This is a genomic window from Haloarcula salina (genome assembly GCF_010119195.1).
In the GTDB taxonomy this organism is placed as follows: domain Archaea; phylum Halobacteriota; class Halobacteria; order Halobacteriales; family Haloarculaceae; genus Haloarcula; species Haloarcula salina.
The window spans coordinates 420615-440599 of sequence record NZ_WRXL01000003.1; the positions used below are offsets into that span (position 1 = coordinate 420615).

The window sequence follows — 19985 nt, forward strand, 5'->3', positions numbered from 1 at the left end:
TAAAAGTTCACTCGAATCTACATTATTTCTCAATCATCGGTCGTGATGATTTTCGCGAGCGCCGCCGCCGACGGTCGCGGATGCGAGAGGCTGGTCGTCCGCGGCCGGCTCCCGGCACAGCCGCGTCGCTTTTGCCCGTCCCGGCCCTGTCTCGGGGCGTGCGGGAGTTCGACTTCGAACTGGCGCTGTGTGCCCACCTCGAACGCGAGGGACGGCTGGTGAGCCGCCAGCTCGGCGGGCACGTCCACGGGCGGCGGGTCCTCGACACGGTGGTCGTCGAGCCCGGCCCCGAGTTCGACGAGCGGGCGGCCATCACCGCCGACCGCATCCCGACGGCGGCCGTCGAGAGCGACGTGGGCCCCGGTCGGGCGCGCTACTGGAAGGACGCCTTCGACTGCCACCCGGACCGGGCCGAGCGGGCCGTCGAACTGGCCGTCGAACGGGGCTTCTTCGAGCGCGAGCGCCGCGGCGGCCGGACGTACGTCCGACAGACGACGCGCTACCCCGACTGGATCGGCGGCCTGCTCGCCGTCGAGAACAAGCCGGACCTCGGGCGGCCCGGCGACCTCGAAGCGCAGCTGCGGACCGACGTGTCGCTCGCGCTCGCGGACCGCGTGGTGCTGGCGACGGCCTCCTACGTCACCGGTGCGCACCTCAATCGCATCCCCGACGCGGTCGGCGTCTGGCGATTCGACCCCGAGTCGGAGACGCGCGAGGTCGTCCGCGAGCCGACGCCGCTGCCGACCGACGAGCCCGGCGTCGAACTACTGGACGAGCGCCCATCTCGGACGGACGTGCGGGTCGTCTCGGCGGCGGAGAAGGCGCGGGCGCGGCGCGCGCTGGCCGAGCGAGCCTACGCGAAGGGGTGGCGGAGCTTCGACTACCCGGCCTGTGCGAGCTGTGACCCCGACGGCGACGGGCGGCCCCGGTGCGCCTGGAAGGGCCGGGACGTGCTCGCGAGCAAGGAGTGCGGGTCGGACTGCGACGGCTACGAAGCGGCGTCGCCGCCGACGGTCGACGGCGACGCGCTCCGGGCCGACCGGACGCCGTGGGTGCCGGACCCCGACGGCCGCCGGCGTCGTCAGTCGGGGCTCGACCGGTTCGGCTGAGCGGTGCGTGTGGGCCGGTACGTATTCACTCGGATCCGGGTCCTTATGCCGGAGAAGCCGCTGTGAGTAGCTAATGGAATACGATATCGAGCCGGAAGAACCCGTGAGCGCGGCGGTCGTGCGGGCGGTGAGTACGTTCGAACAGCGCGACCCGATCGCGCTCGCCCCGTTACACGAAACCGTCGATGCCGACGCCCTCGACGCCCTGTTCGCATCGGCCCGCGGGAACGAGTCGGCCCAGCGCGGCTGCGTCTCGTTCACGTTCAGCGACTCGTTCGTCACTGTCGACGCCGACGGGCAGATATCGGTCGTGCCCGACACCGCGCCGTCCGCCGAGCCCGGGTATCAGTGACCGCCTCGGCGACCGTCCGACGTCTCGTCGTCCGTCTGTGAGCAATCGTCGGCCGGGACGCCGCCGTCGCCGGCCGTCACCCGGCCGTGTCGCTCGTAGTTGTCTTCGGTCACCGCGGGCGCTTCGTCGGCCACCTTCGCGGCGTGTTTCGTCCGCGCCCGGTAGTTCGCCGCGGCGGCGATGGCGACGCCGGCCGCGAGGCCTACGATGAGGACCCAGTCGAGTCGCCCGACGACGACCAGGAGCCCGACGGCCGCGAGGCCGCCGCTCCCGAGCGCCGCGCCCCCCACCTCGGCGAGTCCGCGCCTGTCCATGCCCCCGTCTACGGCGTTCTCCGCCTATAAGCTATGGACCGTTTCACGCTCCCGAATCGCCGGCTCAGACGAGTCTCAGTTCTCGATGACGAGGACGATCTGCGGTCGGAAACCGGTGGACGACAGTCGGTCTCAGAGCGTGAACCGCTCGCCGTCGAGGGCGATGTCGTCGGCGAACGCCAGGTCCGCCGGGACGTAGTGGGCGGTGTGGACGATGCGGTACTCGGCGGCCTCGATGTCGCCGGCGAAGTCCCGCGCGCCCCGCAGCGTCATGTGCTTGGTCCCGAAGGTCCGCGGAACGCCGTCGGCGGCGTGGTCGGCCCCGCCCTTCGGGTGGAACTCGCAGGCCTCCGGGTGGACGATGCCCTCGACCAGCGCGAGGTCCGCGTCGGAAAGCGCCGCTTTCGAGCGCTCGGGCACGTCGTAGCACGTGTCCCCGGACAGCAACAGCACCGCGCCGGTCTGTGGCTCCTCGATCCGGAGGCCGTAACACAGCAGCGGCGGGTGGGTCACCGGGACGAGCGTCACCTCGAAGCCGGCGGCCGAGAACGGCTCGAAGGGCGTCTCGGCGCTGACCGACACCGTGTCGAGGTAGTCGTAGCGCCGGCGGACCGTCTCGGCGACGCTCTCGTCGGTCACCGGGTCCGTCTCGTCGGCGGCGTGGACCGGCAGGTGGTCGAACAGGCGATAGGCGTTCCCGAGGCCGTCGAGGTGGTCGAAGTGGACGTGGCTGATCACGGCCGCGTCCGGCAGCGGGACCGATTCGCGGAGGAACTGGTGGCGGAAGTCCGGGCTCGCGTCCACCAGCAGCGACTCGCCCGTCTCGTCGTTTCGCACGTAGACCGAGAAGCGCGAGCGCTCGACCCCGCCGGACGGGTCGAGGCCGCGCTCGCGGGCCCGCTCTCGCAGTTCCGCGTCGGGGTCGCGCGCGCGTTCGCAGGTGTCGCAGTCGCACCCGACCGTCGGCGTCCCCGTCGTGTCGCCGGTCCCGAGCAGCGTGACCTCCATCGCGTGGGGGTCAGCGCGGGACGGGCCTAAGCCCCTCGCTTCGGGACGGCCCCGTTCTCAGACGGACCGGTGTTGCCAGCGATCGATCTCACTCCTCGGCCGTCAGGTCGTCGAGGTCGAGTCCCTTCCTGCTTGCCGTCTCGGCGAGGATGGCCCTCGCCCGCTCGTCGGCCACGTCGTCGACGAGACACTCGATGAACCCTTCGAGGAGCGCGGGCCGAACCCGCAGATCCACGAACTCCACCCTGCCGTCGGCGACGACCACGTCGATGTCCCACTCTCCCTCGTCGGGGTCGGTCATCCGCACGTCGACCCACTCGTCGGCCGGTTCGTCTGGTTCGGTGAACACGTCGTCTCCCATCGCACTGCTAGATGTCACCGACTCCCATAAACTCTCACTCTGTCCGACAGGATGCGGCCGCCGTCCGGCGATCCAACGGTGTCGATGACTCACAGCTTAAATATTATCGTCGCCTCTCTCGGGTATGACGTTCGTCGTCCCCTTCGATGGCTCGGCGTACGCCGAGGCCGCGCTCGTCCGCGCTCGCGAGTTCGCCCCCGCCGTCGACGAGACTGTGCAGGCCGTGACGGTCGTACCCCGAAATAACGCCCGGTACGCTCGGGAGAGGGGCTGGCTCGGTCCCGGCGAGCCGTTCGATCTCGACGCGGTCGTCGACACGCTCGCCGAACAGGTCCACGAGGTCGCGCCCCTGGCATCGTTCCATCACGAGACGTGCACACGAGAAGTCTCTGGCAACACGATCGCCAGGCCGATTCGGAAGTTCGCCAGACAGGAGGGCGCGACGATGGTGTTCATCGGATCGGACTCCGCCGGACGACTCACGAGACGGCTCAGTAGCGTCGGCGAGCGCGTCAGTGCGGACGTGGCCTACGACGTGGTGATCGTCCGCCGATTGCCCGAGTCGGCGGCGCAGTAGCGCGCCGACGACTCGTCCAGACGACTGTCCGTTTCAGTCGTCGTGATCGTGGTCGTGGTCGTGACCGCTGTCGCCGTCACCGGAGAAGTCACCGCCGGCCACCAGCGCCTCGTGGTCCCCGTCCATCATGTCCATGTTCTTGAGGTTGTCGCGCTCTTCGAAGTCGACGATGGCGTCCTTGAGATCCTGCTGGGTCAGCGTCGTCCGCTCCTCGGTCAAGGCGTTGAGGACGGCCTCCCGGAGGACGAGTCGGAGGTCGCTCCCGGTCAGGCCCTCGGTCAGGTCCGCCAGCGTCTCGGGGTCGAAGTCCACGATGTCCATCTGGCGGGTGACGATGCGGAGGATGTCCGCGCGCATCCCGCTGTCGGGCTTGGGGAAGTTGACGATCTCGTCGAAGCGCCGCCAGGCCGCGGCGTCGAGCTGATCGGGGTGGTTCGTCGCGCCGATGAGCAGCACCTCGTCCTGGATCAGCGAGATCTCGTCGATGGACTTCAGCAGGGTGTTGACGGCGCGCTTGATGGCGGCGTGCTCGTCGGAGGAGCGCGTCTTCGCGACGAAGTCGAACTCGTCCATGAAGAGGATACACGGCGAGAGCCGCTTTGCCACCTCGAACACCTTCTCGACGTTCTTGGCCGTCTCGCCGAGGTACTGGCTCGTGATCATCGACAGCTTCACCTCGACGAACGGGAGGTCGAGGTCGTGGGCCAGCGCGCGGGCGACGCTCGTCTTGCCGGTCCCCGGCGGGCCGACGAACAGCAGCTTCCCGATCTCGCGCAGACCGATCTGGGCGAGGTAGTCCCGGTGCTCGATGGCCTTGACGATCTTCTGGATCTCGTCCTCCTGGTCGTGGGTCAACACGAGATCGTTGAGGGTCATCTCGACCTCTTCTGGCGCGCGCACGTCCACGAGGTCGAGCATCTCCTCTTCTTCCTCGTCGTCGGTGTCGAACGCCTCCTCCAGCCTGGCGTCGATGAACGCGCGGTCGGCCCGGGACGGGCGGTTCGCGGCGCGCGATTGCTCGTAGTCCAGCCCGTCGACCTGGTCCTCGTACACCGCGGCGAGGACGGGGTTCTCGGCCAGGTGGTCGGCGTCGACCCGTTCGAGGAACCACTCCTCTGCCAGGTCGCGATCGGTAAAGGAGATGCTCCCGGAGAAGTCGTCGCGGTCGGTGAACATCAGTCCGGAGACGGCGGCCCAGGGGCGCTCGACCCCGGTCGCCTCGCTCGCGGTCGTGTTCGTCACCGACAGCGGGCGTTCGATCTCACCGTCGCTCCAGAACACTGACCGGTACGCGGGCGGCAGGTCGTCGGGCTCGAGGTCCTGTCGCTCGCCGTAGAGAGTGGCCGTCAACAGAAACTCGATGACGTCCAGTTCCGGATTGCTCATTCCCACTAACGTTACCACGCGACCTGTATAAGTCACTCGAAGCGCGCCGTCGGGCAGTAGGATAATATACATCAATTGTGTATGATTGTTGTATGGTAGCGAGCAACAGGCTCATCGACGTCTATCGTGACCGCATCGGCGAACCGACGACCGACGACGAGGCATACGGCTACTGGCTGTTCGTGTTCGGCATCGTCCTCGGCATCGTCGGCCTGCTGTTGTTCTCGCTCACGGCCTCCCGGAGCACGCCGCGCCAGTTCGGCTATCTCCTTGGTGCCATCGGGCTCATCTGCCTGTTCGCGGGGCCGACGATTCGGCTCCCGCTGACGCGTCGCGGCCTGTTTCTCACGTACGCCGGGGCGGTCGTCGCGCTGCTCGGCACCGTGTGGTTCACCACCTTCTACCCGAGCAACTGGTCCGGTCCCGAGGGGAACCCGGCGGTGTCGCTGTACATCGTCGGCCTGGCGCTGATGGCCGTCGGGGCCGTCGCCGCGCCGCTGTTGACCGGTCGAAAAGAGGCCTACGAGGAGGCGGTTCGGACGGCCGAAGCGGCGACCGAGACGGCCGAACGAGCGACGCGGGAGGCCGAGAGCGCGAGCCAGGAGGCCGAAGACGCGAGCCGGGCGGCCGAGGAGGCCACCGAAACGGCACAGCGACAGACCGAGACCGCACAGCGGGCGACCCGCGAGCGCGAGACGATGGCCGAGGAACTGGCGGCCAGCGAGGCGGCGCGTGCCGACGTCGCCGCCGTCGCCGAGGCCACCGAGGCAGAACTCGCCGCGGCACAGGCGACCATCGCGGCCGCGATGGACAGCAAGGCGACGTTCGAACTGTACGCGGACGCCGCCGGGAAGTATCGCTGGCGGCTCCGCCACCGCAACGGCAACGTCATCGCCGACAGCGCGCAGGGATACGCCTCGCGCCAGAAGGCGATGCAGGGGCTTCGGAGCGTTCAGTCCAACGCCGCCGGCGGTGCGGTCGTCTTCTTCGAGAACGCGACCGAGGACGACACCGCCGAGGACGTGCCGGCGGTCCCGGCTCCCGAGAGCGCCGCGACCTTCGAGATGTTCGAGGACAAGGGCGGGGAGTTCCGCTGGCGACTGCGCCACGACAACGGCGAGATCATCGCCGACAGCGGCGAGGGCTACGCCTCGAAGTCGAACGTCAGGCGGGCGCTGAAGAGCGTCCGCGCGGAGGTCCCCGGCGCGGCCTACCTCGCGCTCGACCCGGTCGCCTTCGAGGTGTACGCCGACGCCGCCGGGGAGTTCCGCTGGCGCCTCCTCCACCGGAACGGCCGCATCCTCGCCGACAGCGGCGAGGGGTACAGCACGCGGTCGAACGCCCGCCGCGCGGCCCGTCGCGTCGGCGAACTGGCTCCGGAGTCGGCGGTCGACGACGGCTTCGAGGTGTACGAGGACGCCGGCGGCGACTGGCGCTGGCGGCTGCGCGCGGCTAACGGCGAACTCGTCGCCGACAGCGGGCAGGGGTACTCGAACCGCTCGAAGGCCATCGACGCCGTCGAGCGCGTCCAGTCCCACGCCGCGGAGGCGGACCTGCTCGCCATCGGGACCGCGGCCTTCGAGGTGTTCGAGGACAGGGGCGGGGAGTTCCGCTGGCGACTGCGCCACCGCAACGGCGAGATCATCGCCGACAGTGGTGAGGGCTACGCCGAGCGCAACAAGGCCGTCGCGGCCATCGGGCGGATCAAGCGCCACGCGCCGGGCGCGGACCAGACGGAGTGACGCCCGGTTCGGTGGGTTCGGCCGCCGAATCGCCGATTCTCTTTCCCGTAGAATCCCCGAACTGATTAAGGCCCGTTCGCCCGAAATCACAACTATATGACAGTATCTTCACTCGAAGACGCGGGGCTCACGCGGATGGACGACGACGCCATCGCGGCGTTCCTGGCCGGCCGTCGGGTCGGCGTCCTTGGACTGCCGACGGACGCCGGGCCGTACATGGTGCCGCTGTCGTACGGGTACGACCCGGACGAGGCCGCGCTGTACTTCACGTTCATCGGCGGGCCGGAGAGTCGGAAACAGCGGCTGACCGACGCGGCCGACGACGCCAGCGTCCTCGTCTACCAGGTCGAATCGATGTTCCACTGGGAGAGCGTCCTCCTGTACGGGACCATCGACGCGGTGCCCGAGACCGAGTGGGACGCGGTCGGGGACGTGCTCGACTCGGCGTGGCGACCGGACCTCTTCGAACGGGCCATCGAGACCGGGAAGGTAGCGGTCTACCGGTTCCGCATCGACACGCAGCGGGGCATCAGACACACCGGCCTGCCGCCGGGGTTCGACATCGAGTGAGGGGGGCAGGTCCCGACAACGCATCCCCCGCGGTCGCGAGTTTGTGAGCTTTTAACACGGCGCGCGCCGTTCCGTCGGCCATGCCCACGCCAGTCATCGTCGACGCGGTCAGGACCCCGCAGGGGAAAGAAGACGGCGCGCTCGCTGACGTTCGGAGCGAGGACCTCTCGGTGCCGCTCGTGAACCAACTGCTCGCGTCGACAGGTATCGAGTCCGACGAGGTCGACGACCTGCTGTGGGGGTGTGCCCAACAACGCGGCGAGCAGGGCAACAATATGGCGCGGGTCGTCGCCCTCCTCTCGGACCTCGGCGAGGAGGTCCCCGCCTCGACCATCAACCGCTGGTGTGCGTCCTCCGCCGAGGCGCTGATGCGGGCCGCGGACGCCGTCGCGGCGGGCCAGCGCGACGTGCTTATCGCCGGCGGCGTCGAGTCGATGTCCCGCGTGCAGATGGGCGAGAACACCCACAACGTCCATCCCCGTCTCGCCGAGCACTACAACGTCGGCGAACTCCAGATGGGGATGACCGCCGAGAAGGTCGCCGACGAGCACGACGTGAGCCGCCGCGAGCAAGACGAGTACGCCCTCCGAAGCCACGAGCGCGCCGCCGACGCGACCGGCTCTGGACGATTCGACGACGAACTCGTCCCGGTCGACACCGACGACGGCCGCGTCGAGGAAGACGAGGGAATCCGCCGAGACACGACGCTGGAGAAGCTTTCGGGCCTACCGACGGTGTTCAAGTCCGACGGCACCGTGACGCCGGGTAACGCCTCGCAGGTCTCCGACGGCGCGGCCGGGCTGCTGGTCACCTCACGGGCGTACGCCGAGGACAACGGCCTCGACGTCCTCGCCGAGATCGGCTCTCACGAGGTCGCCGGCGTCGACCCGACCGTGATGGGAATCGGACCGGTCCCCGCCGTCCGCGGGCTGTGTGAGCGCACCGGCCGGGAGACCGACGACTACGACCTGGTGGAACTCAACGAGGCGTTCGCGAGCCAGTGCCTGTACTGCCAGCGCGAACTGGGCTTCGATGACGACATCTACAACGTCAACGGCGGGGCCATCGCCATCGGCCACCCGCTCGGAGCCTCCGGTGCGCGCCTCCCGGTGACGCTCGTCCACGAGATGAATCGCAGAGACGCGGACCTGGGCCTGGCGACGGAGTGCGTCGGGTTCGGTCAGGGCGCGGCCATCGAGTTCCGCCTGCCGTAGGTTCCCCACGTCGAAGCGACAGCTTCACGCGACCCGCATCGCGATGCGGGTCGCGCATTTTTCGCCCACGTTTTTCGAGGAGTGGTTCGAGCGCGCTCGGAGAGCGCGTCTGGAACCCGACGACGAAAAAGGTGGAGACGGATCGCAGAGACGCGGACCTGGGCCTGGCGACGGAGTGCGTCGGGTTCGGTCAGGGCGCGGCCATCGAGTTCCGCCTGCCGTAGCGGCCCAGTCAGTCGGCGAGCGCGTCCACGGCGGGGGGTTCGGTCGCGCCGCCGGACAGGGTGTGGAGGTAGTCGTCGAGGTCCAGAGCGAACCGGGCGTCCGTCGAGAGGTCGATCCACGAGAACGAGAACTCCACGCCGCGCTCCTCGCCCGTTCCGGTCACGGTGTGGACCCACTCGTCGCGGGACTCGTGGACGGGGACGTGATAGAACGAGCGGACGTAGCGCTTCGGCGGCGACTCGCGTCGCGTCCACACGTCCGTGACGAGATGCTGTAGTTCCTCGAAAGTGGCCAGCCCGCTCTCCTCAGCGACCTCCCGCTGGACGGCTTCGCGCGACGACTCGCCGGGTTCGACGGTTCCTTTCGGCACCTGGAGGCCGTCGTGGCCCGGTCCCTCGAACACCAACAGCTCGGACCCGTTTCGGGTGATGTAGGCGCAGGCTTTCTTCACGTACGTTACGCGATCGGCGTTCATGTCATCGTATCAGATGGCCGAACGTATAGTGCTACTCAAATATGCTCCTAGAGGAATAATATGTGATTGTATCTCGTTCGGGGGATCGCCACACGCGACGCCGCCGACGCGCTCCCGTCGTGCGTGTCGCGTCCGTCTCCCACCGTATCGCTATATATCCCTCATAGTAGCGCTTTAGGCTAGATTTTGGCACTACTACACTGATGGCAACGCGCTCGCCCGAGTACGCCGAGATCGTCGCCGAGAAAACGGGAACGTACCTCGCCGCCGTCGAAGACTGTCTCGTCCTGTTACCCCAGGCCCTGTCGGCCGCCGACGACGGCCGGTCACTCACCGACGCGAGCGCGGCGCTCGTCGAACAGGAGTCCGTCTGTGACGACCACCGGCGTCGGCTCTGCGGAGCCATCGGTCGGTCGCGACCGAACTACACCGACGTGTACCTGCGCGCGGCCGACCTGGCCGAACTGTTCTCGATGGTCGACGCGATTCCGGACGCCGCCGAGCGGTTCGTCCGCGACTTCGAGGCGATGTCGCCGTCGCTTTCGGAGGCGACGCTGACCACGCTCCAGGACGTCGCCGCGCTCACGCTCAGCGCGGTCAAATTGCTGACCGACGCCATCGAGACGTACGTCGAGGGACTCCTGACGGATGGGCCGAACCCGCCGGTCGGCGCGGCCGTCGACCGCATCTCGGAACTGGAGTCGCAGTGCGACCAGTTCCGCAACGACGTGCTCTCGCGGGCCTTCGAGGCGCACTCGACGGCGGACGCGCTGGTGGTCCGCGCCCTGCTGCAGTCGCTCGACGCCGTCCCGAACGCGGTGGAGGACGCCGCCGACCACCTGCTGTTCTGCTGGAGCGACACGTGACGGTCCCTTCTCGCGAATATCACGAACTGAATCCCGGTTATCGAATCCATAATTAAGTACTGGGGGGCCGGAATAATCGGTAATGGGTCGCCATCTGACGTCCGACGAGTGGGATCGTATCGAAGCGTTCGCACAGAAGCCGAGTTACCTGCGTCGACCGGAACACCTCCTCCCCGAGGACGCGGCCGACGACGAGGACGAGACGACTACCGTCGCGGCGAGCGACTGACCGGCGAGACCACTGTTTTCCCGTTGCCGGCCGTTCTGCGGTGTTTATCCGCACCGACGCCCTGTCGGTAGCCATGGGCCTGCAGACGCTATTTAACGACATCCCCTTCGTCGAACGCCTCGGGATGGAGATCACGACCGTGGACGACGGACACGCCGCGGGGACGCTCTCGCTCGAGCGCAGTCACTCCTCGAACCCCGAATCGCTCGTCGCCCACGGCGGCGTCACGTACTCGCTCGTGGACACCGTCGGCGGGGCGGCGGTCGTCTCGCTGTCCGGGTCCATCTCGCCGACCGTGGACATGCGGATCGACTACCTCGCGCCGGCGACCGCCGACCTGCGGGCCGAGGCAGAGGTCGTCAGAAACGGTGGGAGCGTCGCCGTCGTGGACGTAGAGGTGTACGACGACGACGGCCACCACGTCGCCAGCGCTCGCGGCACGTACAAGACCGGCGGCGACGGCGACGGTTCGCCGTGGACCGAGGGCGTCGACCAGGCCGCCATCGAGCGACTCGAAAACGACTAGTTCCCGCTGACCAGTTTCATCCCGTCTCTGACCGACTCGCGCCGGCCGAGCAGGGTCACCATATCGCCTTCTTCGAGCACGTAGTCGGCGGTCGGGACCTCCGCGTTCTCGTGGAGTTCGCCGCTGACGAGCGCGACGAGGCAGGCTTCGGGCAGCATCGGGCCGACCTCGCGGATCGACTTACCGATGAGCTCCGGGTTCTCGACCTCGACCTCCTGAACGTCGCCGCTGCGGCCGATGTCGGTCATCCAGTGGGCGATGGCCGGACGCTCGATCTGGTTGTCGATGGCCCACGCCGTCGCCATCGCCGAGGAGATGGTCCGCACGCCCAGGTCCTCGAAGGCCTCGACGTTGTCGGGGTTGTTCGCGCGGGCGATGACGCGCTCGACGTCGAACTTCGAACTCGCGAGCTGCGAGACGAGCAGGTTCGCGTCGTCGTCGCCGGTCGCGGCCACGACGGTCTTGGCGTTGTCCGCGCCGGCAGACCGGAGGATGTCCGTGTCCGTGCCGTCGCCGATCTCGACGGCGTAGCCCGCGTTCCGGGCTCGTTCGACTGCCTCTTCGTCCTGTTCGATGATGACGACGTTCTCGCCCCGGTCTTCGAGGCGCGCGGCGAGCGCTCGGCCCACCTGTCCGCCGCCGACGATGATGACTCGCATTGGTATCACGTCCAGTTTTTCCGCGATGTAGCGCGCGAGGCCGCCCTCGAACAGGGCGGTCGCGAAGATGACCAGAAAGACGGTCCCCAGCAGGATTTCGGCCTGCTGATTCAGCAGTTCGGCCTGCGCGCCGCCGAGTTCCTCGGCCGCGCTGTGGAGTTCGACCGCGAAGAGCGTCGCGACCGACGCCGGGATGATGCCGCGCGGCCCGACGAAGCTGACGAACAGCTTCTCGTTCGTGGTGAAGCGGTCGCCGACCGTCGAGATGAACACGAGCAGCGGGCGGATGAGGAGCGCGACGGCGAGGACGACCAGCAGGCCGGCCACCCCCACGTCCATGAGCGCCGCCAGCTCTAGCTGAGCCGCCAGCGCGATGAAGACGAACGAGAGCACGAGCAGGGTGATGTCGCCCTTGAACGCCTCGATGTCTTCCTCGTAGGGATGGTCGACGTTACCGAGCGCCATTCCGGCCGTCGCGGCGGCGGCGACGCCGGCCTCCGTCGCGATGGTGTTCGCGCCCGCGTAGGCGATGAGCGCGCCGGCGAGCACGAGCAGGCGGGAGTTCCGCGGGGCGTCGCCGGGCGAGAGGTCGACGTACTGCAGGAGGTAGTAGACGACGCCGGCGACGATGAGACCGACGAGCAGCCCGGTCCCCAACCGGAGCGCGAACGCCTGTAGCAGGCCGTCGCTGGAGACGGCGGGGTTCACGGTCTCGAAGACGACGACGGCGATGATGGCCGCGGTCACGTCGTTGACGATGCCCTCCGTCTCCAGCGCGGCGGCGACGCGGTCCCTGACCGGCACGACGTTGAGGATCGGCGTGATGACCGTCGGTCCGGTGGCGACCAGCAGCGCGCCGACGAGGAAGGAGAGCTTCCAGGACACCGCGGGCGACGAGAAGGCGAACTTGACGGCGATGGCCGTTCCGACGAGCGCGATGGCCGCGCCGATAGTCACGAGTCGGAACGTCGCCGTCGGGGCCTCCCGCAAGCGGTCGAAGCGGAGGTGATAGGCCCCTTCGAAGACGATGATCGCCACCGCCAGCCCGACGATCGCCGAGAGCGCCCCGCCGAAGGTACTGCTGTCGATGATTCCAAGGCCCGGCTGGCCGATGATGACGCCGACCAGCAGGTAGAAGATGATGCTCGGGACGCGCAACCGCGCCGCTAACACCTGCGCGAGCACGCCGAGTCCGATGATGCCGGCGACCAGCGGAATCAGCAGCGTCGAGCTACCAGCCACGATTGGCCTCCATCTGTCGGGGCGAACGGGTCCCCCCGGTATAAACGCACTCACTCCCTCCCGCAGTTACCGGCTTGTCGCGCGTCTGCCGCCGTCACTCCTCGCGGTTGTCGAGCGCAACGAGGACGCCGCGGACGTTCAGCCGCGCCTCCGCGCGCCCCTTCCGCTCGCCCCAGAGACCGGCGTCGGCTCGCTCGACGAAGTGGTCGACGACCGCCTCGTCGTCTCCGAGTTCCTCGCGCTTCTGTGCGACGCTGTCGACCCACTCCGGCAGGATTTCGGCGTAGGTCTCCAGCTTGTCGCCGGCCAGCGCCGGCCCGTAGTGCCCGTACAGCAGCGTCTCCGGATCGAGGTCCCGTATCATCGCCACGTCGTCGAGCGCGCCCTCCAGCGTGAAGTTGATCGGCGGCGTCGTGACGTGGACCTCGTCGGTCGACGGCGTGTAGATGCCGGCGGCGTCGGCGGTGAACACGCCGTCGATGGCGGGGTCGTGGAACACCACCTGGTGGGGGGCGTGCCCCGGCGCGTGGAGCGCGCGGAGTTCGTGGTCGCCGAGGTCGATCACGTCGCCGTCGGTCAGCTCCTCGATGCGCGCCTCGGGGACCGGCTTCGGCTCGCCGTAGTACTGAATCTGGTCCCCGACCGCGTACTTGGTGCCCTCCCAGAGCCGCTCGGGGTCGACCAAGTGACGCGACCCGATCTCGTGGACGTAGACGGTGGCGTTCGGGCACGCCTCGGCGAGGTAGCCGGCCCCGCCCGCGTGGTCGAGGTGGACGTGCGTGACCGCGATGACCTCCAGGTCCTCGGGGGCGATGCCGACCGACTCCATCGCTGCGACGATGTTCTCGTGGCGCGCGCCGATGCCGGTGTCGACGACCGCCGGACGCTCCGCGTCGACGACGTACACCGACCCGTACTCGGGCACGTCGTACATCCCGGTGTCGACGTAGTGAACGTCCGTACAGCTCCCGACCGTCACCTCGTAAACGTCACCGATTGCCATACCCACTCTCCCGACCGGCGCGGGCAAAACCGTTGTGCCGGGAAACGTGACAGACACCTGTCTGGAACCGCAAGAGGGTTCACCGGGTATCGGAAACACTGCGGTATGTACGACGCCGTGCTCCTCCCGACCGACGGCTCCGCGGGCTCCGAACTCGCGGCCGACCACGCCATCGACCTGGCCGAGCGCCACGACGCCGCCCTGCACGCGCTGTACGTCCTCGAAACGTCCCACGCCATCGACCAGCTCGAGGACTTCGAGGAGACCAGCATCTTCGACCGCCTCGAAGACGCCGGCACGCAGGCCGTCGAAGAAATCGAAGCGCGGGCCGCGGACGCCGACATCACCGTCGTCGAGTCGTCGGTCGAGCGGGGCGTGGCCCACGAGGAAATCGTGGACTACGTCGCGGCCGAGGACATCGACGTGGTCGTGATGGCGACGGCCGGCCGGACAGGGACCTCCCGGGAGCTCATCGGGAGCGTCACCGAGACGGTCGTCCGCGCCTCGCCGGTCCCGGTGCTCGCGGTCAAGACCGACGAGTAGTCGCGCGCTGCCGCAGGGTCGCGCCGCCGCGAACCGCCCCGCGCGGTTCCCCCGCCCCGGACCGACACGCCTAATTTCCGCCATCGAGAACCGTCGGCCATGTTATCGAGACAGTTCGTCCGGGAGCACCCCGAGACGGTCCGGGACGCCATCGAGCGCAAGGGCGTCACGGGCGTCGACCTCGACGAGATCCTCGCCATCGACGAGGAGTGGCGCGAACTGAAGGCGAAAGGCGACGGGCTGCGACAGGAGCGCAACGACATCTCCAGCGCGATCGGCCAGTACAAACAGGAGGGCGACGAGGAGGCCGCCCAGGAGGCCATCGAGCGCTCCCAGGAGCTCAAAGACGAACTGCAGGACGTCGAGGACCGCGCGGACGAACTGGAGTCGGAGCTGGAGGCGGCGCTGCTGGAACTGCCGAACGTCCCCCACGAGTCGGTCCCCACCGGCGAGGGCGAGGCCGACAATGTCGAGCGCTCCCGCGAGGGGTTCGACGACCTGCGAGACCTGCCCGACGAGGTCGTCCCCCACTACGACCTCGGCGAGGAACTCGACCTGCTCGACTTCGAGCGCGGCGCGAAGGTGACCGGCGGCGGCTACCAGTTCGTCAAGGGCGACGGCGCGCGCCTCGAACACGCGCTCGTCCAGTTCATGCTCGACGTGCACCGAGAGCAGGAGTACGTCGACGTGCTGCCGCCGATCCCGGTCAACTCCGACTCGATGGAGGGGACCGGACAGCTCCCGAAGTTCGCCGAGGACGCCTACCGCGTCGGCGCGCGCCAGGACGACGACTACGACAGCGACGACCTCTGGCTCCTCCCGACGGCGGAGGTCCCGGTCACTAACATGTACCGCGACGAGATCCTGCTGGACGACGACCTCCCGGTCAAACACCAGGCGTTCTCGCCGAACTTCCGCCGCGAGGCCGGCGAGCACGGGACCGAGACGCGGGGCTACGTTCGCGTCCACCAGTTCCACAAGGTCGAACTCGTCAACTTCGTCCGCCCGGAAGACAGCTACGACCGGCTGGAGGGGCTGCTCGACGAGGCCGCCGAGGTGCTCGATCGCCTCGACCTCCCCTACCGCGTGCTCGACATGTGCACCGGCGACATGGGCTTCACGCAGGCCAAGAAGTACGACATCGAAGTGTGGGCCCCCGGCGACGACATGGACCAGGGTCCCGAGATCGGCGGCCGCTGGCTCGAAGTCTCCTCGGTCTCGAACTTCGAGGACTTCCAGGCGCGGCGCGCCGGCCTGCGCTTCCGGCCCGAGCGCCACGAGTCCGCCGAGTACCTCCACACCCTGAACGGCTCCGGGCTGGCCGTCCCGCGCGTGCTGGTCGCCATCATGGAGTACTACCAGAACGAGGACGGCACGGTCACGGTCCCCGAACCGCTGCGTCCGTACATGGGCGGTCAGGAGGTCATCGAGGGCCACGAGCCCGTCGGCGAGAGCGCCGTCGGGGCCGGCGAGAAGGAGTAAGCGACCGCCGCGGACGCGATAGTCGCTCGACCCACCGTTTTCTCCGCCGCTACCGCGTGTACGTCTCGATGCGCTCGATTTCTCCGTCCGCGAGCGAGAACACGTCGACGAAGCCGACGATGCGCTCGCCGTCGCTGTCGAGCAGTCGCCCGCGGGCGACGACCTCGTCTGCAGCTTCGTCGCCCGCCGGGCCGTAGAGCCCGTCCAGCGGGTGGCTCGTGTCCGGCTGTGGGCGCTCCTCGCGCATGAAGCGGACGAAGCGCTCTCGCCCCTCGATGGTCCGGTCCGGCCGGTCGTGGACGAATCCCTCGGCGAGCAGCGACGCCAGCCGGTCGTAGTCGCCGCCGTCGATGGCCTCGTAGTACGATCGTGCGCGCTCGGCGCGGTCGTCCCCAGTCACGCGTCCCGCCCCGGCTCCTCGCCGCCCGCTCGGGCCTCGGCGTCGGGTTCGTCGTCGCGGTTCGTCTCGCTCACGTCGCCGTCGTCGGCCGTCGGATCGGTGAGGTCGAGTTCGGCAGATCCGTCTCCCGTCCCGTCATCGGTCTCGGCCGAGGGATACGATCTCGGCTCGGACGGCGCCGGACTGTCGTCTGATTCGGTCTGGGTCGGCGCGTCCCCCGCGTCGGCGCCCTCCCGCGACTCGTCCGAACCGACCGGCTCGGGCGGCGCGTCGACCATCGCCGTCGGGGTCTCGTCGAGCGGTTCGGTCGGCTGGGTCTCCGCCTCGCTCGCCGCCAGTTCGGCCTGTATCTCCTCGATGTCCGTCTCGTCGACGTCGGTGAGTTCGCCGTCGCCGTCGGCGACCGCCGCCCGCGCGACATCGCTGTCAGCCCCGGTCCGGTCGCCCGACGTACCAGCCTCGGCTTCCGACGCCGTCGGCGCTCCGGTCTCGTCCACCGCCGGCCCGTCGTCGGCCGCAGCGACCGCCTCTCCGTCGCCCCGTTCGACCTCGTCGTCGATGTCGACGCCGAGGGAGGTGTCGACGTCCTCCTCCTCGGTCGGGAGGAAGGACTCGTCGGTCGGTTCGTCCTTCTCCAGTGATTCGATACCCGGGGGCCACTGCTCGTCGGGGTCGGGCGGCTCCCGGTAGCCGCGCGCGTCTTCGAGCGGGCACTCGGCGTCGTCGCGGAGCTCCTGGCCCTCCGCGCCCTCGCCGCTGGAGTAGGCGCTCGCGGCCCGCGTGAGCCAGTCGCTGGCCTGCCACAGCGCGTTGGCCTTGGCCTTCGCGCCCTCGTAGATCGGCGCCAGCGACCCGTCGTCGCCGAACCGGACGGCGGTGTCGAAGTGGTCCTCGGCGGCTTCGAACTCCTCGCGAGCTCGCTGGAAGTCGCCCTGGGCGACCACCCACTCCGAGTCACGGAAGCCGTCCATCGCCGCGGTGAATGCCCGTCGTCCCTCCGTGTAGTGGGCGTGGCCGACGCGGTAGCGGGCGAAGGCGGTGTCGCCGCCGCCGGTGTCCGCGATGGCGTCCTTGACCTCCTCGACGCGGGGCAGTTCCCGGAGGTCGTCCGTGCTCCAGGCGTACTGAACCACCCCGTCGTGGTCGATGACGACGACGGCCCGCTCGACGAGGCGCTGGCCGATGGGGTCCACGAATTCGACGCCGTACTCGCTGGCGACCTCGTGGTCGGTGTCCGCGAGCAGCGGGATCTTCAGGTCGTAGCGGTCGGCGAAGGCCCGGTGGCTGTACACCGAGTCCGGGCTGATTCCGAGGATGGTCACGTCCTTCTGCATCGTAAAGAGGTCGAGTTCGCCGAGGTCACACGAGGTCTCGTCGCAGGCCGGATTGAAGTCCGCCGGGTAGAATGCGAGGACCACCACGTCCTCGCCGAGGTACTCCGACAGCGCGACCCGCTTGCGTTCCCCGTCGACCAGCGCCGGCAGTTCGAACGCCGGTGCGGCTGTCCCCTCCGAAAGCACACGCAGACAAATCAGCCCCGTCTATAACAGTGTTTGCCCGCTATCACGGAGCGAGCCCCTTTTACCGCCCAGCGCGCTACGCACGGTGTGGAACTGCACGTCCGCTACGAGGGCGACGACGACCCCGACAAGTGCAGCGCGCGGAAGCTGTCCCGCCTGGACGAGGCCGAACTCCACCGCGCGACGCGCTCGACACCGCCGGGTATCGTCCTCAACCCCTTCGCCGACCAGGCGCTCTCGCCGGCCGACCGACCGGCCCCCGGCGACGGCGCGCGACACAGCCGGGTCGTCGCTCTCGACTGCTCGTGGGAGACGGCCGAGCGGGAGGCGTTCGACCTCGAAGGCGTCCACCGCTCGCTGCCGTTTCTGGTCGCGGGCAATCCCGTCAACTTCGGGACGGCGTTCCAGCTGAACACCGTCGAGGCCTTCGCCGGCGCGCTCGCCATCCTCGGCGAACGCGACCACGCCGAACGCATCCTCTCGCCGTTCTCCTGGGGCCACACGTTTCTGGAACTGAACGAGGAACCGCTGCGGCGCTACGCTGACTGTGCGGATTCGAGCGACGTGATCGACGTGCAGGACGACTATCTCGCCGAGGAGTGACGGTCACCGGGGCTGTGCTGGCTTCTCGTTGAGCGGCGCATCGCAGTGCGGGCAGGCCTCTCGGGCGTGTGCCTCGAACACGTCCTCGATGCGCTCGCCGCAGGTCTGACAGCGCATAGCAGTGCGTAGCACGCCCCTGGTATTGTAACTTTCCCAATATGTTCCCTGCGCTCTCATGGCCGCCGGATCAGCGGAAACCGGTCCCGATGCCGACGGGCGATTCCGGCGGTTCCAGCGGACTCGTCGGCAGGTCGGCGTCCGGGTCCGGGTCGTTGTAGCCGCCCGGTGCCACGTCGTTGGGGCCGTCGGGATACCACAGCGACGCGAGCGCCTGGATGTGGTCCCGGCCGACCCCGAGTTCGAACTGGCCGCCGCCGTAGAGGTCGATGTCGTTGCGCTCGCAGTACGCGATGGTGTCCAGGACGGACTCGACGGTGCCACACCGGGACGGCTTCATGTTGAGCCACTCTGGCTCGAACGGCAGGTCTTCGATGCTCTCGACGCCGGTGATGGGCACGTCCCAGGTGACCCGCTCCTCCCACCCGTCGAACACCGGGCGGGTCTCGTCGGTCAGGTTCGGGTCCTCGATCAGCGCGTTCGGGACGCCGTCGACGACGCGGCGGTAGAACGCGGGGTCGGCGTCGACGCCGACCTCACCGTCGTCGTACAGCCCCTTCAGGTCCAGCACGCGCACGTCGTACTCGCTCACCTCCGCGACGAGGCCGTCGTCCCAGGACGGCGTGGGGTCGAGCTTGAACGCGAGGTCGCCGTAGCGGTCGTACAGCGTCGCCAGCCGGTCGGCTGTGGGGGGCGCGTCGTCGCCGGGGTCCGACAGCCGCGTCGAGACGACGAACGAGACGGGGTCGTAGGACCGCCCGACCGCCGCCCCGAGGGAGGTGTCGGCCTGCTTCAGCGCGAGGTCCAGCGCGGCGCTCTCGAACCCCCAGCGCCGGTAGTGGCGAAACCGCTCCTCTTCGGGCGGCTCCGGCCAGAGGTCGGCCTCGTCGAGCGCCGTCGAGAACGTGTCGAGCGTGTACTCGCCCGACAGCGACACCTCGTGACCCGCAAGCGCGTCGTGGGCCGCCGTGGCGTAGGTCACGTCCTCGCCGCGACCCGCCAGGCCGTTGCCTTCGAGAGAAATCGTGGTCGTCGCCCGGTCGAAGCCGCTCGACGTGGCGCGCTCTCGGCGCTCGAAACTGCAGTCCTCGACGGTCAGCGGGAGGGCCGCGACTTCGTCGTACATGGGCTCCCTTCGCGCGGCGGCCGCCTAAAGGCGACGACGGGGAGTCGGTTCTCGCGGCCCGGTCTTGGACGAACGTTTATGGGAATTCCGGGCGACCGTTCACGCATGAGCGTGCTACAGACCGTCAAAGACGTGCTGCGGGCGTCCACCGAGTCGGCCGACCGCGGCGAGGGAACGGGCACGGCCTCGAAGGGGGCGTACTGGTGTGACGACTGCGACGAGCGGATCCGCGACGTCGACGCCGACGGCGACGGCCCGCCCGCGTGTCCGACCTGTGGCGAGACGATGCGCTTCGAGCGCTCGCCGAGCTCCACCGGGTGCGCGTGCTGACCGCCC

At 68.9% G+C, this 19985-nt stretch carries 23 protein-coding genes; 13 read left to right on the forward strand and 10 right to left on the reverse strand.

Going from position 1 to position 19985, the window contains the following annotated elements:
- Nucleotides 1–158: 158 nt before the first annotated feature.
- Nucleotides 159–1109: a DUF5787 family protein gene (locus GM656_RS10510; RefSeq protein WP_162413612.1), complete on the forward strand. Its 951-nt coding sequence runs from the start codon at nt 159–161 to the stop codon at nt 1107–1109.
- 73 nt (nt 1110–1182) lie between these two features.
- Entirely contained in the window at nt 1183–1461 is a 279-nt protein-coding gene (locus tag GM656_RS10515; protein ID WP_162413613.1) for a HalOD1 output domain-containing protein, read from the forward strand.
- On the opposite strand, the gene GM656_RS10520 is transcribed toward GM656_RS10515, so the two are convergent.
- The 3 genes from GM656_RS10520 to GM656_RS10530 form a co-directional block, all read right to left on the reverse strand.
- Nucleotides 1455–1775: a hypothetical protein gene (locus GM656_RS10520; RefSeq protein WP_162413614.1), complete on the reverse strand. Its 321-nt coding sequence runs from the start codon at nt 1773–1775 to the stop codon at nt 1455–1457. The two genes, GM656_RS10515 and GM656_RS10520, sit on opposite strands and share 7 nt — an antisense overlap.
- 132 nt (nt 1776–1907) lie before the next feature.
- Nucleotides 1908–2783, reverse strand: a complete 876-nt coding sequence (locus GM656_RS10525) for an MBL fold metallo-hydrolase (RefSeq protein WP_162413615.1) — start codon at nt 2781–2783, stop codon at nt 1908–1910.
- 88 nt (nt 2784–2871) lie between these two features.
- Nucleotides 2872–3144, reverse strand: a complete 273-nt coding sequence (locus tag GM656_RS10530; RefSeq protein ID WP_162413616.1) for a hypothetical protein — start codon at nt 3142–3144, stop codon at nt 2872–2874.
- Between the two features lie 124 nt (nt 3145–3268).
- Here GM656_RS10530 and GM656_RS10535 point away from each other — a divergent pair, with 124 nt between their 5' ends.
- On the forward strand, nt 3269–3721 hold the full coding sequence (locus GM656_RS10535) for a universal stress protein (RefSeq protein WP_162413617.1): 453 nt from the start codon (nt 3269–3271) through the stop codon (nt 3719–3721).
- Nucleotides 3722–3754: 33 nt separating this feature from the next.
- On the opposite strand, the gene GM656_RS10540 is transcribed toward GM656_RS10535, so the two are convergent.
- Nucleotides 3755–5107: an ATP-binding protein gene (locus GM656_RS10540; RefSeq protein ID WP_162413618.1), complete on the reverse strand. Its 1353-nt coding sequence runs from the start codon at nt 5105–5107 to the stop codon at nt 3755–3757.
- A gap of 92 nt (nt 5108–5199) precedes the next feature.
- On the opposite strand from GM656_RS10540, the gene GM656_RS10545 reads away from it, so the two are divergent.
- The 3 genes from GM656_RS10545 (at nt 5200) to GM656_RS10555 (ending at nt 8633) form a co-directional block, all read left to right on the forward strand.
- Entirely contained in the window at nt 5200–6849 is a 1650-nt protein-coding gene (locus GM656_RS10545; protein WP_162413619.1) for an HVO_2922 family protein, read from the forward strand.
- Nucleotides 6850–6945: 96 nt separating this feature from the next.
- A complete protein-coding gene (locus GM656_RS10550; protein WP_162413620.1) occupies nt 6946–7419 on the forward strand; it encodes a pyridoxamine 5'-phosphate oxidase family protein in 474 nt (157 codons plus the stop codon).
- An 80-nt stretch (nt 7420–7499) separates the two neighbouring features.
- Nucleotides 7500–8633: a thiolase family protein gene (locus tag GM656_RS10555; RefSeq protein WP_162413621.1), complete on the forward strand. Its 1134-nt coding sequence runs from the start codon at nt 7500–7502 to the stop codon at nt 8631–8633.
- 232 nt (nt 8634–8865) lie between these two features.
- On the opposite strand, the gene GM656_RS10560 is transcribed toward GM656_RS10555, so the two are convergent.
- Nucleotides 8866–9333 carry an NUDIX hydrolase gene (locus GM656_RS10560; RefSeq protein ID WP_162413622.1) on the reverse strand — a complete coding sequence of 156 codons (468 nt, stop codon included), beginning with the start codon at nt 9331–9333 and terminating at the stop codon, nt 8866–8868.
- A gap of 203 nt (nt 9334–9536) precedes the next feature.
- On the opposite strand from GM656_RS10560, the gene GM656_RS10565 reads away from it, so the two are divergent.
- The 3 genes from GM656_RS10565 to GM656_RS10570 all read left to right on the forward strand — a co-directional run bounded on the left by GM656_RS10565 (nt 9537) and on the right by GM656_RS10570 (nt 10954).
- Nucleotides 9537–10199 carry a DUF47 family protein gene (locus GM656_RS10565; RefSeq protein WP_162413623.1) on the forward strand — a complete coding sequence of 221 codons (663 nt, stop codon included), beginning with the start codon at nt 9537–9539 and terminating at the stop codon, nt 10197–10199.
- An 82-nt stretch (nt 10200–10281) separates the two neighbouring features.
- Nucleotides 10282–10428, forward strand: coding sequence for a hypothetical protein (locus GM656_RS19115; protein ID WP_174242970.1), 147 nt, complete (start codon nt 10282–10284; stop codon nt 10426–10428).
- Between the two features lie 73 nt (nt 10429–10501).
- Nucleotides 10502–10954 (forward strand): PaaI family thioesterase, encoded by a 453-nt coding sequence (locus GM656_RS10570; RefSeq protein WP_162413624.1) that lies wholly within the window; start codon nt 10502–10504, stop codon nt 10952–10954.
- On the opposite strand, the gene GM656_RS10575 is transcribed toward GM656_RS10570, so the two are convergent.
- Together GM656_RS10575 and GM656_RS10580 are read right to left on the reverse strand one after the other, a co-directional pair.
- Entirely contained in the window at nt 10951–12855 is a 1905-nt protein-coding gene (locus GM656_RS10575) for a cation:proton antiporter domain-containing protein (protein ID WP_162413625.1), read from the reverse strand. The two genes, GM656_RS10570 and GM656_RS10575, sit on opposite strands and share 4 nt — an antisense overlap.
- A 94-nt stretch (nt 12856–12949) precedes the next feature.
- The gene (locus GM656_RS10580) at nt 12950–13858 is read right to left on the reverse strand and encodes an MBL fold metallo-hydrolase (RefSeq protein ID WP_162413626.1); all 909 of its coding nucleotides are present in this window, start codon (nt 13856–13858) and stop codon (nt 12950–12952) included.
- Between the two features lie 105 nt (nt 13859–13963).
- Between GM656_RS10580 and GM656_RS10585 the strand changes: the two genes are divergently transcribed.
- Entirely contained in the window at nt 13964–14401 is a 438-nt protein-coding gene (locus GM656_RS10585) for a universal stress protein (RefSeq protein ID WP_162413627.1), read from the forward strand.
- Nucleotides 14402–14500: 99 nt separating this feature from the next.
- On the forward strand, nt 14501–15883 hold the full coding sequence (gene serS, locus GM656_RS10590; RefSeq protein ID WP_162413628.1) for a serine--tRNA ligase: 1383 nt from the start codon (nt 14501–14503) through the stop codon (nt 15881–15883).
- A 49-nt stretch (nt 15884–15932) separates the two neighbouring features.
- Here the strand turns inward: serS and GM656_RS10595 are convergent, their stop codons facing one another.
- On the reverse strand, nt 15933–16283 hold the full coding sequence (locus GM656_RS10595; RefSeq protein WP_162413629.1) for a nuclear transport factor 2 family protein: 351 nt from the start codon (nt 16281–16283) through the stop codon (nt 15933–15935).
- Nucleotides 16280–17803 (reverse strand): redoxin domain-containing protein, encoded by a 1524-nt coding sequence (locus GM656_RS10600; RefSeq protein ID WP_162413630.1) that lies wholly within the window; start codon nt 17801–17803, stop codon nt 16280–16282. Before GM656_RS10600 ends, GM656_RS10595 begins: the two co-directional genes overlap by 4 nt.
- Nucleotides 17804–17890: 87 nt before the next feature.
- On the opposite strand from GM656_RS10600, the gene GM656_RS10605 reads away from it, so the two are divergent.
- The gene (locus tag GM656_RS10605; protein ID WP_162413631.1) at nt 17891–18406 is read left to right on the forward strand and encodes a DUF367 family protein; all 516 of its coding nucleotides are present in this window, start codon (nt 17891–17893) and stop codon (nt 18404–18406) included.
- A 187-nt stretch (nt 18407–18593) separates the two neighbouring features.
- Here GM656_RS10605 and GM656_RS10610 read toward each other — a convergent pair whose 3' ends face one another.
- Nucleotides 18594–19649 carry an enolase-like domain-containing protein gene (locus tag GM656_RS10610; RefSeq protein ID WP_162413632.1) on the reverse strand — a complete coding sequence of 352 codons (1056 nt, stop codon included), beginning with the start codon at nt 19647–19649 and terminating at the stop codon, nt 18594–18596.
- A 105-nt stretch (nt 19650–19754) separates the two neighbouring features.
- Between GM656_RS10610 and GM656_RS10615 the strand changes: the two genes are divergently transcribed.
- On the forward strand, nt 19755–19979 hold the full coding sequence (locus tag GM656_RS10615) for a hypothetical protein (protein ID WP_162413633.1): 225 nt from the start codon (nt 19755–19757) through the stop codon (nt 19977–19979).
- Nucleotides 19980–19985 lie beyond the last annotated feature (6 nt).

Excerpts from the sequence above, each read along its gene's own strand:
- GM656_RS10555 (WP_162413621.1), top strand. The coding sequence starts at position 7,500 with ATGCCCACGCCAGTCATCGTCGACGCGGTCAGGACCCCGCAGGGGAAA.
- GM656_RS10615 (WP_162413633.1), top strand. The coding sequence starts at position 19,755 with ATGAGCGTGCTACAGACCGTCAAAGACGTGCTGCGGGCGTCCACCGAG.
- GM656_RS19115 (WP_174242970.1), top strand. The coding sequence starts at position 10,282 with ATGGGTCGCCATCTGACGTCCGACGAGTGGGATCGTATCGAAGCGTTC.
- GM656_RS10570 (WP_162413624.1), top strand. The coding sequence starts at position 10,502 with ATGGGCCTGCAGACGCTATTTAACGACATCCCCTTCGTCGAACGCCTC.
- GM656_RS10520 (WP_162413614.1), bottom strand. The coding sequence starts at position 1,775 with ATGGACAGGCGCGGACTCGCCGAGGTGGGGGGCGCGGCGCTCGGGAGC.
- GM656_RS10550 (WP_162413620.1), top strand. The coding sequence starts at position 6,946 with ATGACAGTATCTTCACTCGAAGACGCGGGGCTCACGCGGATGGACGAC.
- GM656_RS10525 (WP_162413615.1), bottom strand. The coding sequence starts at position 2,783 with ATGGAGGTCACGCTGCTCGGGACCGGCGACACGACGGGGACGCCGACG.
- GM656_RS10580 (WP_162413626.1), bottom strand. The coding sequence starts at position 13,858 with ATGGCAATCGGTGACGTTTACGAGGTGACGGTCGGGAGCTGTACGGAC.
- GM656_RS10515 (WP_162413613.1), top strand. The coding sequence starts at position 1,183 with ATGGAATACGATATCGAGCCGGAAGAACCCGTGAGCGCGGCGGTCGTG.
- GM656_RS10560 (WP_162413622.1), bottom strand. The coding sequence starts at position 9,333 with ATGAACGCCGATCGCGTAACGTACGTGAAGAAAGCCTGCGCCTACATC.
- GM656_RS10545 (WP_162413619.1), top strand. The coding sequence starts at position 5,200 with ATGGTAGCGAGCAACAGGCTCATCGACGTCTATCGTGACCGCATCGGC.
- GM656_RS10585 (WP_162413627.1), top strand. The coding sequence starts at position 13,964 with ATGTACGACGCCGTGCTCCTCCCGACCGACGGCTCCGCGGGCTCCGAA.
- serS (WP_162413628.1), top strand. The coding sequence starts at position 14,501 with ATGTTATCGAGACAGTTCGTCCGGGAGCACCCCGAGACGGTCCGGGAC.
- GM656_RS10535 (WP_162413617.1), top strand. The coding sequence starts at position 3,269 with ATGACGTTCGTCGTCCCCTTCGATGGCTCGGCGTACGCCGAGGCCGCG.
- GM656_RS10540 (WP_162413618.1), bottom strand. The coding sequence starts at position 5,107 with ATGAGCAATCCGGAACTGGACGTCATCGAGTTTCTGTTGACGGCCACT.
- GM656_RS10530 (WP_162413616.1), bottom strand. The coding sequence starts at position 3,144 with ATGGGAGACGACGTGTTCACCGAACCAGACGAACCGGCCGACGAGTGG.
- GM656_RS10610 (WP_162413632.1), bottom strand. The coding sequence starts at position 19,649 with ATGTACGACGAAGTCGCGGCCCTCCCGCTGACCGTCGAGGACTGCAGT.
- GM656_RS10565 (WP_162413623.1), top strand. The coding sequence starts at position 9,537 with ATGGCAACGCGCTCGCCCGAGTACGCCGAGATCGTCGCCGAGAAAACG.